This is a genomic window from Lacibacter luteus (genome assembly GCF_004118265.1).
GTDB classification, from domain to species: Bacteria; Bacteroidota; Bacteroidia; order Chitinophagales; family Chitinophagaceae; genus Lacibacter; species Lacibacter luteus.
In genome coordinates, this window is sequence record NZ_SDHW01000005.1 from 309,443 (window position 1) to 323,918 (window position 14,476).

Below are 14,476 nucleotides of genomic sequence, written 5' to 3' on the forward strand. Positions count from 1 at the left end.
CTTGTTTCATTAACAAGGGGTTTCTGTTTATCGGAAAAACCATTTTATAAAGGGGATGCTTCTGCAACTGTTTCTACAGTTGTCTTTTTTCTCGCCTGTTTTAATCTGCCTGCAACAACAGTAAGGATCTCTGTTGCCGCATCGATCTCATCTTTTTTATTGGAGATACTTTCGATATTAAACCCAACCGGTATTTGTTTTTGTGCAGCAAATTCTAAAATTTCATCAGCAATAAGAATAGAAGTTCTTACCGATGTTTCTAAAATATCCTTCGCATGTTTCAGATCGTTGTACAGCCACTTCGGCACTTCAATACCCAGCCACTTCATAAACTCTAATGTTTTAATAGAGCCACATGGACTGAGTGTAAAGAAGATCGGTTTCAGTTCGTAATTATTATCAATAGAATCGTAATGATAATCGGAGAGAAGATTTTTCGATTCGTACACATTGTACACACATTGCGATACAAAGAAGCTACAACCCTTTTCTGTTTTTGAAAAAATACGTTTGTGCTCGTCGCCTTTTTTCGAATGGCGTTCGGGAATGGTAATACCGCCAAGCATTAAATGCTGATGCAGTTCTTTGCGCAGATCGTATGCATCCGTCAACGCAAAATTTGTTTCAGCAACCTGCGCACTTGAAGATGCACCTACAAACACAAAATTCTCCAGGTCTTTGTTATTGCAAAGCCATTCATTAAAGCTTTCCTTTGTTTGGTTGGCAATGCTTTTATAAATAATGCTTGGTGCTTTAATGCTGTTGAGGTAATGCCTGAAATATTCTTCTGGCGGAACAGTTTGAATAAAGGGGAACGTACGCTGCTCATTTGTACGGTGACTTTCATCCTGTATATCGTAAAGGATCAAACCATCAATCGCAAGATTGTTGATACGGTTGATCTGCTTTTCGGCAATGGTCTGCAGTTTTTCTTTTTCCGTAGTAATTTTTGGAGGAGTAAAACTGTAAAGCAATAATCCGTGCTCACGGGCCTCAATTTTTTCTTTTAATGATTTCATTCGCTGCAATAAACTGGTCGGTTTCGATTATTAGAACATACAAATGTAAGTGCTGCCGGGCAAACGAATGGTAGGCAAATCAGAAATTGATCAAATCCTTTTTTTATGAAGCCTGGCGGAAACAGCAGCCGATGACAAAATATTATCTCGATTCATTAGTTTGCAGACCAATCTTATTCATGCAAAAAAAACGAAGCGCCAAATCTACAAAGGAAGTGATCGTGTTTACTTCCTGTTCAATGATACTCACGGCACTGGGCATTGATATTATGTTGCCGGCATTAGGAGCTATCCGTCATCATTTTGGTTTGCCCGAAAACAGCACAGCAACTGCCAATCTGATCTCTTACTTTTTTATGGGACAGATCACACAATTGTTCTTCGGCTATTTAACCGACAGGTATGGCCGCTTGCCCGTTTTGCGCCTCGGTTTTGTTATTTATATTTTTTGCGGAATAGCAACTGTATTTGCACCGGCACTCAGCATTATGTTATTGCTGCGTTTTTTTAGTGGAATGGGTGCAGCAGCTGTGTTAATGACGGCCATTGCTTCTGTACGTGATCAGTATGCAGGCAGTGAAATGGCAAGAGTGATGTCGTTTGTATTAACCATCATGTTGCTTACACCGGTGATAGCTCCTGCGTTGGGATCATTTGTATTGCAGCATTCATCGTGGCAGGTGGTATTTCTTATTCCGCCTTTATTTGCCATTCCTGTTTTCGTATGGTCGTTCCGGTTAGCAGAAACACTTCCTGCAGAAGCACGGTTGAAAACCGGATTTATTAAAAGTTTTCCGCAGTTATGGTATGTACTCACGAACCGGGCATTTATGCGTTATTGCATTACAGCCACCATTATCTTTTCGATTCTTACAGCTTACGTTTCAAGTTCTGAACGGATTATTGGAGAGTTGTATTTGCAGCCAGCTATGTTTCCCTGGATATTCGGAATAATTGGTGCGGTGATGGCTGTGTTTGCATTAAGCAATTCTTATTTTACAAAACGCTTTGGAGCGAAAAAAGTGTTGCGTTTCTTTTTAAGTGCATACCTGCTTGTATCGTTGTTGTTTGTTGCTTTACATTTCATCATCGGTAATCCGCTTCCGCTCTGGTATTTTGTTGCATGTATTGGTTTGTTGATGTCGTTTACGGTTGCAGCCGATCCCAACAGCAGTGCATTAGCACTGGAACCAATGGGAAGTAAAGCAGGCATTGCAGCTTCGGTTTACGGAACGTTGTTTTTCTTTATCGGTTCTTTAATCGGAACCATCATAAATCATTTTATGATTGCGAATGTGCTGCCCTTAGCTGTTGCGGCATTAATTGTAAGTATTGTTGGAATGATCTTGACTTCCGGTAAAAAAGAATAATTTTTTCTTTCAATGATTTCATTCATTCCATTCGACTGGTGGGTTTCATTTGAGAACAACTACGGGCAAATGAATGGTAGAAAAAAATCAGATCTTCTTTTTTCCAAGATAACCCTGCAGCCATGAACCAATGAAAGCAAACAACAGCCCGTTGAAGATGGCCGCCAGTACCACAAGCCCGGGAGCTACTTCATCTTCGGGCGGAATTCTATCAAGAAAGATGAATTTGAACAACAGTAGAAAACCTGCAGCACCTGCAATAAAACCGATCATGATCCCTGTTTTGTTTTTCATGATGAGATGATTGAGTGGTGAAAAAATGCTGCATAAAGATAGTAAAACTGTGTGCGGAAAGTGGATGTTATCGTTTATAGTTGTGTAATACCACGCCGCTTTTAAATGATCTTGTGCTGATGAGTTGTAATTGCAGGGGAGTGGTTAATCCATTGAACAAAGCAGTACCTGCGCCAATGGCAACGGGATCGATCATGATGCTATACTCATCAATAAGATCTTCCGCTGCTAAGGCGGTTAATAGCTGGCCGCTGCCAAGTATGGTGATATTTTTTGCTGAGTTTTGTTTTAATTGACGTATTTGTTCAACAATGTTGCCACTGATGATCTCTGTATTGTTCCAATCAGTTTTTTGAAGTGTATCTGATGCCACTATTTTTTTCGCTTCATTCATTCCTCTTGCTACATCAGGAAATTGTTGCGCCGCCATTTCTGTAGGCCAGAAAGCGTTCATCATTTCAAATGTTTTCCTCCCGAATAAAAGAATATTGCCTGCTTGTAAACTCTCAGCAGAAAATTGTCCTTCTTCCTCACCATGTTGGTGCCAACCGATGTCTTCATTCAATCCTTTGTAATAACCATCAAGTGAAAGAAAGGTAAAGCTTGATAAAGTTGCCATGATATGTGTTTGTGTGTACAAACCTAAACCTCATCATTAATAGTTTCAGGGTGTGATCGGGACAAAATGCAAGGTGGAATGCGTCTGAACAAGCCACCTCTTTTACAGAGACTGATAGTATCATTTGATACTATCAATAACACAAAGAATCGGTTTTGTTGCGTAGGAGCGACCTGTTTTTCCTGGACTGCTGGGGTATTATAGCAATGGCGACTATCGAAGCCTCCCGTCAGACGCCCTCGTCGGACGGGTTTATTGCAAACATTTTACCAGATCATGCGTACCTACGGCACGCCAACATTCATGTTGTATTTATCTACCCATCATTTGCTCCTACGGAGCAGGCTGTTGTGTGTATGGATTTGCTGAGTAGGATTGTTCTTGTTCCATGGGAACAATTGACGGGTAGAACGATGTTGTTGAAAGATGTTTTCGTGCCGTAGGTACGAATGGTGGAATGATTTGCGCTGTTGTGCAAAAGTATAAGGCACAAGCGAGACGCTTGCGCCAACGGGGGAAGAAGATGTTACAGTCTCCTTTTTATTTGATGCTTTATATCAACAATTGTCCAATGTTCGTCTTTTAGTTTTAAGTACAGAATGTGGCGTTCACCTAATACTTCATCATCATAAGGACCTCCATGATCAATAGTGACCACAGAATTATAGTTGGATTTCGAGTCGATTGTATATTTCGGGTTTGTTTCATTTGGCACTGGAGGATAAAAGTGTCTTGCAATTTGGTCAGGTGAGTGAGTCCATGCCGACCCTTTTTTATGCTCTTTTAACAACGAATCATTTAATAATGAGATGTATGCATCTTTAATGGTTACATCATCATAGCCATCACAGGAAACGAATAAAAATGAGATTGTTGAAATGAAAAAAACTATTCTGAGCATTGATTAATGGAAGGTTGGTGAAATAAGTCTCAATTTTCAAGCTTTCGACGTGTCGGTTGCACCAGTCCCTGAGCCGATGAAAAGGGATTATCTGTCAATCTTATAAATCATTTGATCTTTAGCCCGCAAATACATTCTACCATCTGGTTTACGACATACTTTTACGCTTTCTGTCATAAATTTTGTTCCAATTGGATAACGTTCTCTTTCATCTTTACTGCATTCAATAACTAAATTACTTGGTATACCTTGACCAGGTAATGGGCGCACTCTTATTCTTCCCGTATCAGGATCATGAAAGTTCTCACATTGTATGTTAAAATAATAATTACCAACTATTGGCAAATCCTTCATAATAAAATATTTTGTTCGCCCGAAGCCTCATGGAGTGGACCTCGGGATTTATATTCTTGACTCCAGAGGTCGATTAGACCAGACCCCGGGCCGACGAAATTGATAAAACTGCATAACAAAATGAATCGTGTTCTCCTAACAAAAAATAAAAATCATCGTTCTTGTTTATGCAATCAAATTCGTTGGTTTGATTTAATTCGTAAAAGGCTTCGTGAATTGCAATTGTACCTTTTAGCCTGTAGCAATGTGCTAGCTGTAAATTTTCATCGGATTCATAGAAATTCACATAAGGATTAAAAAAGTCAAGGGTTAAACCCTCAACTTGTTCGAAGCCCTCAGCGAAATCGTATCCGTGACCCATATCAATTTCGATATTGTCAACAGCTTCTTTGCTCCAGTCGATTATTCCATAAGCAACTGCTTTCAAATTGACGGAATCAGGAACATAATGTTCAAATAATATCGCATCTAGTTTTTGTTCAGGATTGATTCCGTTTTCATGATTTGTCCAGTAAGATTTCAAATTACCTCTGATTTCATTTTTTACAATTTCTTTATACGATTCGAAGTCATACTCTAGGAGTTTTTCTAACTGCAATAGATGATTCTGGCTCGGGTCTGCTTCCTTAAATTCAGTAATTGTTTTATTCAACTCAGAAAGCAATTGTTGTTTTATGTCTTGGTTTGTCAACATAGAAATATAATACTCTAGTTTAAAAGGTAAATGTGGTTCAAACGAATTGTGCCTAACACTAAATTATATGCCACTTCTCACATAACCAAACTTCTCATCACCTCACAAAAAAATCCCCTTGCTTCTTACAACAAGGGGATTTCAATATTCATACAGTAACACTTACGAACCACAACTGATACAACCATCCTGCATGCTGCAGGTAGGACCATCAACCTGTGTAGGTTCAATGTCGGTTGTTGTTTGTGCGTTGTTTGTTTTTTCTGTTGAAGGAATCACCGGACTGATATCAGCGCTTGCCTGTTTCTCCACCGTAAACTGCACGGCTTGTGTAGCAGCTTGCGTACGCAGGTAATACATACCTGTTTTTAAACCTTTCTTCCATGCGTGGAAATGCATCGAGGTGAGTTTAGAAGCAGTTGGATTATCAACAAACAGATTCAACGATTGCGACTGACAGATGTATGCTCCACGATCAGCAGCCATATCAATGATATTGCGTTGCTTGATCTCCCAAACTGTTTTGTACAGTTCTTTAATGTCAGCAGGTATTTCCTCAATGTTCTGGATCGAACCGTTTGCTGCAATGATCTTGTTCTTCATGCTGTTGTTCCACAAACCGAGATTCACCAAATCTTTCAGCAAATGCTTGTTCACAATAATAAACTCACCACTCAATACACGGCGTGTGTAAATGTTGGAAGTGTAGGGTTCAAAACATTCGTTGTTACCAAATATCTGCGATGTAGAGGCAGTAGGCATTGGTGCAACCAATAAAGAGTTACGCACACCAACAGTTTTCACTTCTTCTTTCAGTGTAGCCCAATCCCAACGGTCGGTTGGTGTTACGCCCCACATATCAAACTGGAAAATTCCTTTTGATACCGGTGAACCTGCAAAGGTTTCATAAGCGCCTTGTTCTTTTGCGAGGTCTTTACTTGCTGTCATCGCAGCAAAGTAGATGGTTTCAAAAATGTTTTTGTTCAGCATTTTTGCGAGATCGCTTTCAAACGGCAAACGCAGTAAGATGAACACATCGGCCAAACCCTGCACACCTAAACCAATCGGGCGGTGACGCATGTTGCTGTTCCTTGCTTCTTCAACAGGGTAGTAGTTGTTATCGATGATCTTGTTGAGGTTCTTTGTTGTCTGGTAAGTAACCTCGTACAATTTATTATGATCGAACTTGCCATCGATCACAAAGCGGGGGAGTGCCAATGATGCAAGGTTACATACCGCCACTTCATCAGGACTGGTATATTCCATGATCTCTGTACACAGGTTCGAACTTTTAATAGTACCGAGGTTCTGCTGGTTTGATTTGCGGTTGGCAGCATCTTTATACAGCATGTAGGGTGTACCTGTTTCAATCTGCGATTGCAACACAGCAAACCAAAGGTCTTGCGCCTTGATGGTTTTTCTTGCTTTTCCTTCTGCTTCGTATTGCGTGTACAGTTTTTCAAATTCTTCGCCCCAGCTTTCGCTTAAGCCCGGTGCTTCGTTCGGACAGAACAAACTCCATTCGCCGTTTGCTTCCACACGTTGCATAAACAGATCGCAGATCCACAATGCATAGAACAGATCTCTCGCACGCATTTCTTCTTTACCATGATTCTTACGCAGATCGAGGAACTCGAAAATATCTGCATGCCATGGTTCAAGATAAATAGCAAAGGCGCCTTTACGTTTACCACCACCCTGGTCAACATAGCGAGCCGTATCGTTAAATACTTTCAGCATAGGGATGATGCCGTTGCTGGTACCGTTGGTGCCACCGATATAGCTACCTGTTGCACGAATATTATGAATAGCCAAACCGATACCACCTGCACTCTGCGAAATTTTTGCTGTCTGCTTCAACGTATCATAAATACCATCAATGCTGTCTTCCTTCATGGTTAAGAGGAAGCAAGAACTCATTTGTGGTTTAGGTGTACCTGCGTTGAATAAAGTAGGCGTGGCATGCGTCATCCAACGCTCACTCATTAAGTGATAGGTTTTAATCACGCTGTCGATATCTTCTTTGTGAATACCAACGGCCACACGCATGTACATGTGTTGCGGACGTTCCGCAATTTTTCCATCGATCTTTAAGAGGTATGATTTTTCCAGTGTTTTAAAACCGAAATAATCAAAGGCGAAATCACGATCATAAATGATAGTGCTGTCTAATAGTTCTGCGTTCTCTTCAATAATGCGCATCACATCATCAGCGATCAACGGTAATTTTTTACCGGTTGCTTTATCTACATAGTTGTAGAGGTTTTTCATGGTGTGTGAAAAACTCTTGATGGTGTTCTTATGCAGGTTGCTCACAGCAATGCGTGATGCAAGAATTGCATAATCAGGATGCGTAATTGTTAATGACGCTGCAGTTTCAGCAGCCAGGTTATCGAGGTCGGTTGTAGCCACACCTGCGTAAATACCTTCAATTGTTTTTTTGGCAACATCAATAACGTTTACCATCGGACTGAGGCTGTAACTGAGCTTCTCGATCCTTGCTGTAACCTTATCGAATTTTACCGATTCTGTTTTGCCGTTCCGTTTTACTACAAACATAATGGGGTGTAAGTTTTATGATTTGCGATAATATAATAGGTGAGTAGGGAGTAGTCAGTGGTGAGTGTGCGTGCTCAGCTCAATATTATTCTAATTGTTCGGCACCATTCACCACTCACTTTCTAAAAGTCTTCGTCGGTTGAAAACACCTGCGTTTCGCTTCCGCCCATCACACCTGCTTTCTGGTAATCGCCTACACGCTTCTCAAAGAAGTTGGTTTTACCCTGTAAGGAGATCATTTCCATAAAGTCGAATGGATTGGTTGCGTTGTACACTTTTGCATAACCTAATTCGCTTAACCAACGATCAGCTACAAACTCAATGTATTGCTGCATCAGTTTTGCATTCATACCAATTAATGCCACAGGCAATGCTTCAGTTATGAATTCTTTTTCGATGGTGACTGCATCAGTAATAATGGTGCGAACTTCTTCTTCGGTGAGTTTGTTTTGCAACATGCTGTAGAGTAAGCAGGCAAATTCGCAATGCAAACCTTCATCACGGCTGATGAGTTCGTTGCTGAAGGTTAAGCCCGGCATCAATCCACGTTTCTTTAACCAGAAAATAGAGCAGAAGCTGCCGCTGAAGAAAATACCTTCTACTGCAGCAAAGGCAACAAGACGTTCCGCAAAATTTCCATTCTCGATCCAACGCAAAGCCCATTCTGCTTTTTTCTTTACAGCAGGAACGGTATCGATGGCATGGAAGAGTTTATATTTTTCCTGCGGGTCTTTAATATAAGTATCAATGAGCAGGGCGTATGTTTCGCTGTGAATGTTTTCCATCATGATCTGGAAACCATAAAAACATCTTGCTTCGGGCAGCTGCACTTCGCTCATAAAATTCACTGCAAGGTTTTCGTTGACGATGCCATCGCTTGCTGCAAAAAAGGCGAGTACATGCGAAATGAAATGACGTTCGCCATCGTTGAGGGCATCCCAGTCTTTCAGATCACCACTTAAATCAATTTCTTCAGCTGTCCAGAAACTTGCTTCGTGTTGCTTATAGCGTTTCCATATTTCAGGATAATTAATTGGTAGAATAACAAAACGGTCTTTGTTTTCCTTTAACAGGATCTCATCTGCGTGATTCATGTTTGCTTTATTTACTTATTGGCAAACGGGGACGAGTATAGTGCTGAAAGATTGAGCCACTTTAGGGGTGGCGAAAACGATCAGTACAAATGCTTTTCTCCCGAAAGCGTTGTGACTAATATTTCCTACCGGCAGGTCTTCTGACTTGTTCTCTGCTGAACACCTTCCCATTTCGCCAAAGCGGAACAGTGGTTTGTAGATTCAACAGGATGAGTGATGAAAAATGAGCAATGAGTGGTTGCCGGGGCTTTACTCATCATTCATTACTGATTACTCATCAAAAAGAACTCACAGCTACGGGGATAGTTCAGGATTTACACCTGATTCCCTTTTAATGCAATGCGCTGAAAAGCGAATTGTCAACCGAGACGGACTGTAAAATAAACCCCAATCTGTTGAATAAACAGAAGTTGTTATTCACGTGATGTTGAAAAAAAAGAAAAACAGGAATTGCTTTATCACAGGTGTGCGGGAGTAAACGGTTGAACTTTTTTTTGGCAGATTGTAATCATAGATGACTGCACCAACGTCATCCTTCGACAAGCTCAGGACGAGGCACGAAGCAATCTCTTGCCACGAAGTAAAAATGTGATTTGCAGATTGCTTCGCCAAAAACAAGGCTCGCAATGACGCTTCGTGAGGCCTTGCTTTAAGATGCAAACTGCAAATACAGCAAAATACCTGCGCTTGCTGCCATAATTGCCAATGCAACAAATCCGAGCATATTTTCTGTACGGGTGTTTACGTTTTCGCCCATAATTTCTTTGTTGTTGGAGATATGCAGAATAATGGCGATAAGTACAGGTGCCGTAACACCGTAGAGGATGGCGGTATAGATCAATGCTTTGATGGGGGAGATACCAACATAATTTAACGACAGCCCGAGTAAAAGCGAAAGAGCAATGATGACGTAGAACGCTTTGGCTTCATGAAACTTTTTATCGAGCCCTTCTTCCCAGCCAAAAGTTTCGGTAATAATATAAGAGATGGAACCACTCAGCACCGGAATAGCGATGAGCCCGGTTCCAATCACACCAATGGAAAACAACAGGTAAGCTAAATTTCCGGCCAGTGGTTTTAATGCACTTGCAGCCTGTTCAACCGTATCGATCTGGTGAATACCTTCTTTAAACAGAACAGAGCCGGTGGTAAGAATAATAAAATACATCACAAAACCCGAAAAGGTCATGCCTGTATCCACATCTTTATTAATGGCATGCACGAGTTTTTTATCAACGATCAAATGCTTCTTCTTGTGTTTCATTTCTTCCACTTCAACCGAAGCCTGCCAGAAAAATAAATAGGGCGAGATGGTTGTACCAAGAATGCCCACCAGGATGGCAATAAAATCTTTATCGAACCTTATCTCTGGAATAAAAGTGGCTTTTAAAATTTCACCAACATCCTGTTTACACAAAAAAGGAACAACAAAGTACACCAGCATTACAATGCACATGTATTTTAATACAGCCGCAATGCGTTGATAAGGAAGGTAAATAATAAGTCCCAATAACAGAAGCGTAAAGAAAACACTGAAGTAAGTTGCATCTACTGCAGGAAACAACAGGTTGCCCACAGCGCCCATGCCTGCAATGTCGGCCCCGATATTTAATACAATAGCCGGAAAACTGAAAAGCAGCATGAGATAAAGTACCGGCTTTGGATAATGTTTTTTTAATGTTCCGGTTAACCCCTGCGATGTTACAATGCCAATGCGTGCACACATCTGCTGAATGATGGCCATCAATGGAAAGGCAACAATGGATGTCCAGAGTGTAGATAAACCATAGGCTGCACCTGCCTGCGAATAAGTTGCAATACCCGAAGGATCATCATCGCTTGCACCGGTAACTAAACCCGGACCAAGTTTTTTCCAGAACCTTACCAGCTTTTGTGAAAAACTTTTTTTATGATGCATGAAATATATAATTACGGATAGACAAGTAAAAGATACGATAAGAACTGATGCACATCACTGATTCTATTCACAAGAATAATTGTTCTTCGTTAGCGCCGAACAACGAATGGTAAGAAAAGTTATTTTTGAAAATACCCATTCAAAACTATGGCAACAAAACAACCCGGTTTAAAGAAAGCACTTTCGGCAATTCACTTATGGGCTATTGCGGTGGGGCTTGTTATTTCAGGCGAATACTTTGGCTGGAATTACGGATGGGGCGTAGCAGGTACCATGGGCATGTTGATCGCCACACTTGCTGTAACGGTTTTGTACGTCACATTTATCTTCAGCTTTACCGAACTTACCACATCAATACCTAATGCAGGTGGTCCGTTCACATACGCACATAAAGCACTTGGCCCCATTGGTGGATTGATCGCCGGATACGCCACACTCATCGAATTTTTATTTGCTACACCGGCCATTGCTTATGCATTGGGCAGCTATCTTCATTTTCTTTATCCTTCGTTGAATGTGATGTACACGGCCATTGGTTGTTATGTTGTGTTCACCGGCATCAATATGCTGGGCATTAAAGAATCGGCATTGTTTACATTGCTGGTGACATTGCTGGCTGTTGTCGAGTTGCTCATCTTTATGGGTATTGTAGCGCCGCATTTTCAATTAAAGAATTTTATGCACAACAGTATGCCCTTTGGCTGGGGCGGTGTATTTGCAGCGTTGCCGTTTGCCATTTGGTTATACCTCGCTATTGAAGGTGTGGCAATGGTGGCCGAAGAAACCAAAGATCCGAAACGTACGATTCCCAAAGGATACATTAGCGGTATTGTAACACTGGTGTTGCTTGCATTGGGTGTAATGCTGTTAACAGGCGGTATCACCGATTGGAAAAATTTAACGGCCATTGATTATCCCTTACCCGAAGCGGTAGGTATTGCGTTGGGGCGTGACAGTGAGTTAACAAAAATATTTGCCGGTATTGGTTTGTTTGGATTGATTGCTTCTTTCCACAGCATCATCTTAACGTATTCGAGACAATTATTCTCATTGGCAAGAGAACAATACCTGCCTTCTTTTTTAGCAAAGCTCAATCCACGTTTTCAAACACCACACAGGGCATTAATCGTTGGTGGTATCATCGGTATTATCGCTATTGTTTCGGGTAAAACAAATGAGCTGATCATTTTCTCTGTGCTGGGCGCAATTGTGATGTACATCATCAGCATGGTGAGTTTGTTTGTGTCGCGCAAAAAAGAACCCATGCTTGAGCGTCCGTTCAAAGCACCGTTCTATCCATTTTTTCCCGTTATCGCTTTACTGTTATCGACAGTTTGCCTGGTTGCCATCGTTTATTACAACCCGTTACTCAGTATTATCTTTTTTGCATCGTTGCTCTTGCTGCTTTTACTGTTTGTAACTTTAGGCAAACACAAACAACTCACTGCATCCACAAAGTAATAATGGCTTACCGCTCCACCATACGGCATTTTACTTATGTGTTTGATGATCTGAAAACATTGTTGGCGAAGGCAACGCCTTACCGCAGTGGTGATGCATTGGCAGGATTGACTGCATTAACGTATGAAGAACGCATTGCTGCACAAATAGCATTGGCAGATGTGTCGTTGAAAACATTTTTAAACGAAGCAGTGATATCCTACGAAACGGATGATATTACAAGACTCATTATTGATACACATGATGCAAAACAATTTGCAGCCATCGCTCATTTTACTGTAGGCGATCTGCGTGATTGGTTATTAAGTGATGATGCAACTACAACAACACTGCAACAACTTGCATTTGCTTTTACTCCTGAAATGATCGCTGCTGTTTGTAAGTTGATGCGTAACCAGGATCTGATTGCCGTGGCACAGAAATGCGAAGTGGTTACCCGTTTTCGCAATACAATTGGGTTAAGCGGATGTTTATCTACTCGTTTGCAACCGAACCATCCGACAGATGATATAAAAGGGATTGCAGCAAGTATGGTGGATGGATTGCTGTATGGCAGCGGCGATGCAGTGATCGGCATTAACCCCGCAACCGATAGTCCTGCAACAGTTGAAACATTATTGCACATGTTGAATGATGTGATCAATAAGTTCAGCATACCAACACAAAGTTGTGTGCTTACACATATTACCACCGGTTTGCAACTCATTGAACGGAAAGCACCGGTTGATCTCGTGTTTCAATCAATAGGCGGAACTGAAAAAACAAATCACAGTTTTGGTGTTTCATTGAAATTGTTGGATGAAGTGTTTGCTGCAATTGAAAGTTTGCCAAAAGGAACCATCGGCAACAACCGGATGTATTTTGAAACAGGGCAGGGCTCTTCGTTATCGGCCAATGCACACGAAGGAGTCGATCAGCAAACATGCGAAGCAAGAGCGTATGCTGTTGCACGCAGGTATCAACCGCATTTGGTCAATTCTGTTGTAGGGTTTATTGGTCCTGAATATTTATATGATGGGAAGCAGATCATTCGTGCTGCACTCGAAGATCATTTTTGTGGAAAGTTATTGGGCTTGCCGATGGGTGTTGATATTTGTTACACCAATCATGCCGCAGCCGACCAGGATGATATGGATACGCTCTTAACACTGCTGGGTGTGGCAGGTTGTAATTTTATTATGGGTGTACCGGGGGCAGATGATATTATGCTCAACTATCAATCCACTTCTTTTCACGATGCGTTGTATGTACGCAAAGTGCTGCATAAAAAACCTTCGCCTGAGTTTGAACAGTGGTTGTTGCAACAGGGTATTATGGATGATGAGGGAAACCGCTTAACGATCGATGCCAATCATTATTTGTTGAAGAACATATAAGATGGATATTCAAAAACATAAACCTGTTGAAGACGATGCATGGCATGCATTAAAACAGTTTACGGCTGCAAGGATCGCTTTGGGGCGCACCGGTCATGCTGTGCCGTTAAAAGAATTGCTGAAATTTAAACTGGCACATGCACATGCAAGAGATGCCGTGTATGCACGTTTGCATGTAAAAGAACTGACACAGGAGCTGCAGCAATTCAATCTGCCTGTTTATTCATTACACAGCAAAGTAAAAGACAGGAATGAGTACCTGTTGCATCCCGATATTGGACGACAGTTGAATGATGCATCTGTTCAACTATTGCAGAGCAGGAGTGCATCGTTTGATATTGTCGTGGTGTTGGCAGATGGTTTATCAGCAACAGCAATCAATCATCATGCAGTGCCGTTGTTACAACAGTTGATACCGTTATTACAGGAAGCAAAATTCTCCATTGCAATTACTACTGCACAGCAGGCAAGGGTTGCTGTAGGCGATACTATTGGTTCGCTGATGAATGCAAAATTGTCGTTGGTGCTTATTGGTGAACGGCCGGGTCTATCGGCGGCAGATAGTATGGGCGCTTATCTTACGTACAATCCAACTGTTGGTTTAACAGATGAAAGCAGGAATTGTATTTCGAATATCCGGCCCGAAGGAATTGATTATGCAAAAGCTGCCACAAAAATTCATTACTTAATTAGTTCTTCGTTTCGTTTGCAGTACAGCGGTGTAACGTTGAAAGATGATGAACAGGATTTCCTGGCTGAATAACAACTTTGTGTACTTAGTGAAACCTTCGTGTTCTTTGTGTTACTCTAGCACAAA

The 14,476-nt window shown here is 41.3% G+C and carries 13 protein-coding genes and 1 riboswitch; of the genes, 4 read left to right on the plus strand and 9 right to left on the minus strand.

Features of this window, described 5'->3' with window-relative positions; all coding sequences use genetic code 11:
- Positions 1-44: 44 nt before the first annotated feature.
- A complete protein-coding gene (locus ESA94_RS16380; RefSeq protein WP_129132017.1) occupies positions 45-1,019 on the minus strand; it encodes a methylenetetrahydrofolate reductase in 975 nt (324 codons plus the stop codon).
- Between the two features lie 179 nt (positions 1,020-1,198).
- Here ESA94_RS16380 and ESA94_RS16385 point away from each other — a divergent pair, with 179 nt between their 5' ends.
- Positions 1,199-2,389 carry an MFS transporter gene (locus ESA94_RS16385; RefSeq protein WP_164972771.1) on the plus strand — a complete coding sequence of 397 codons (1,191 nt, stop codon included), beginning with the start codon at positions 1,199-1,201 and terminating at the stop codon, positions 2,387-2,389.
- Between the two features lie 87 nt (positions 2,390-2,476).
- Here ESA94_RS16385 and ESA94_RS16390 read toward each other — a convergent pair whose 3' ends face one another.
- From ESA94_RS16390 to ESA94_RS16425, 8 genes are all read right to left on the minus strand, one after another.
- Entirely contained in the window at positions 2,477-2,683 is a 207-nt protein-coding gene (locus ESA94_RS16390; RefSeq protein ID WP_129132019.1) for a hypothetical protein, read from the minus strand.
- Between the two features lie 67 nt (positions 2,684-2,750).
- Positions 2,751-3,302, minus strand: coding sequence for a dihydrofolate reductase family protein (locus ESA94_RS16395; protein ID WP_129132020.1), 552 nt, complete (start codon positions 3,300-3,302; stop codon positions 2,751-2,753).
- Positions 3,303-3,828: 526 nt separating this feature from the next.
- Positions 3,829-4,203, minus strand: coding sequence for a hypothetical protein (locus ESA94_RS16400; RefSeq protein WP_129132021.1), 375 nt, complete (start codon positions 4,201-4,203; stop codon positions 3,829-3,831).
- 87 nt (positions 4,204-4,290) lie between these two features.
- Positions 4,291-4,557, minus strand: coding sequence for a hypothetical protein (locus tag ESA94_RS16405; protein WP_129132022.1), 267 nt, complete (start codon positions 4,555-4,557; stop codon positions 4,291-4,293).
- A gap of 73 nt (positions 4,558-4,630) precedes the next feature.
- The gene (locus ESA94_RS16410; RefSeq protein WP_129132023.1) at positions 4,631-5,251 is read right to left on the minus strand and encodes a hypothetical protein; all 621 of its coding nucleotides are present in this window, start codon (positions 5,249-5,251) and stop codon (positions 4,631-4,633) included.
- Between the two features lie 162 nt (positions 5,252-5,413).
- The gene (locus ESA94_RS16415) at positions 5,414-7,810 is read right to left on the minus strand and encodes a ribonucleoside-diphosphate reductase subunit alpha (RefSeq protein ID WP_129132024.1); all 2,397 of its coding nucleotides are present in this window, start codon (positions 7,808-7,810) and stop codon (positions 5,414-5,416) included.
- Positions 7,811-7,932: 122 nt separating this feature from the next.
- Positions 7,933-8,904, minus strand: coding sequence for a ribonucleoside-diphosphate reductase small subunit (locus tag ESA94_RS16420; RefSeq protein WP_129132025.1), 972 nt, complete (start codon positions 8,902-8,904; stop codon positions 7,933-7,935).
- Between the two features lie 113 nt (positions 8,905-9,017).
- Positions 9,018-9,287: riboswitch (cobalamin riboswitch) on the minus strand.
- Between the two features lie 266 nt (positions 9,288-9,553).
- Positions 9,554-10,822, minus strand: a complete 1,269-nt coding sequence (locus tag ESA94_RS16425) for an NRAMP family divalent metal transporter (protein WP_129132026.1) — start codon at positions 10,820-10,822, stop codon at positions 9,554-9,556.
- Between the two features lie 147 nt (positions 10,823-10,969).
- On the opposite strand from ESA94_RS16425, the gene eat reads away from it, so the two are divergent.
- Genes eat through eutC form a run of 3 tightly spaced genes read left to right on the plus strand, consistent with a single transcriptional unit; the run spans position 10,970 to position 14,422 of the window.
- Positions 10,970-12,283, plus strand: coding sequence for an ethanolamine permease (eat, locus tag ESA94_RS16430; protein ID WP_129132027.1), 1,314 nt, complete (start codon positions 10,970-10,972; stop codon positions 12,281-12,283).
- A 2-nt stretch (positions 12,284-12,285) separates the two neighbouring features.
- Entirely contained in the window at positions 12,286-13,659 is a 1,374-nt protein-coding gene (locus ESA94_RS16435) for an ethanolamine ammonia-lyase subunit EutB (protein ID WP_129132028.1), read from the plus strand.
- 1 nt (position 13,660) lies between these two features.
- On the plus strand, positions 13,661-14,422 hold the full coding sequence (eutC, locus tag ESA94_RS16440) for an ethanolamine ammonia-lyase subunit EutC (protein WP_129132029.1): 762 nt from the start codon (positions 13,661-13,663) through the stop codon (positions 14,420-14,422).
- The last annotated feature ends 54 nt before the right edge of the window (positions 14,423-14,476 follow it).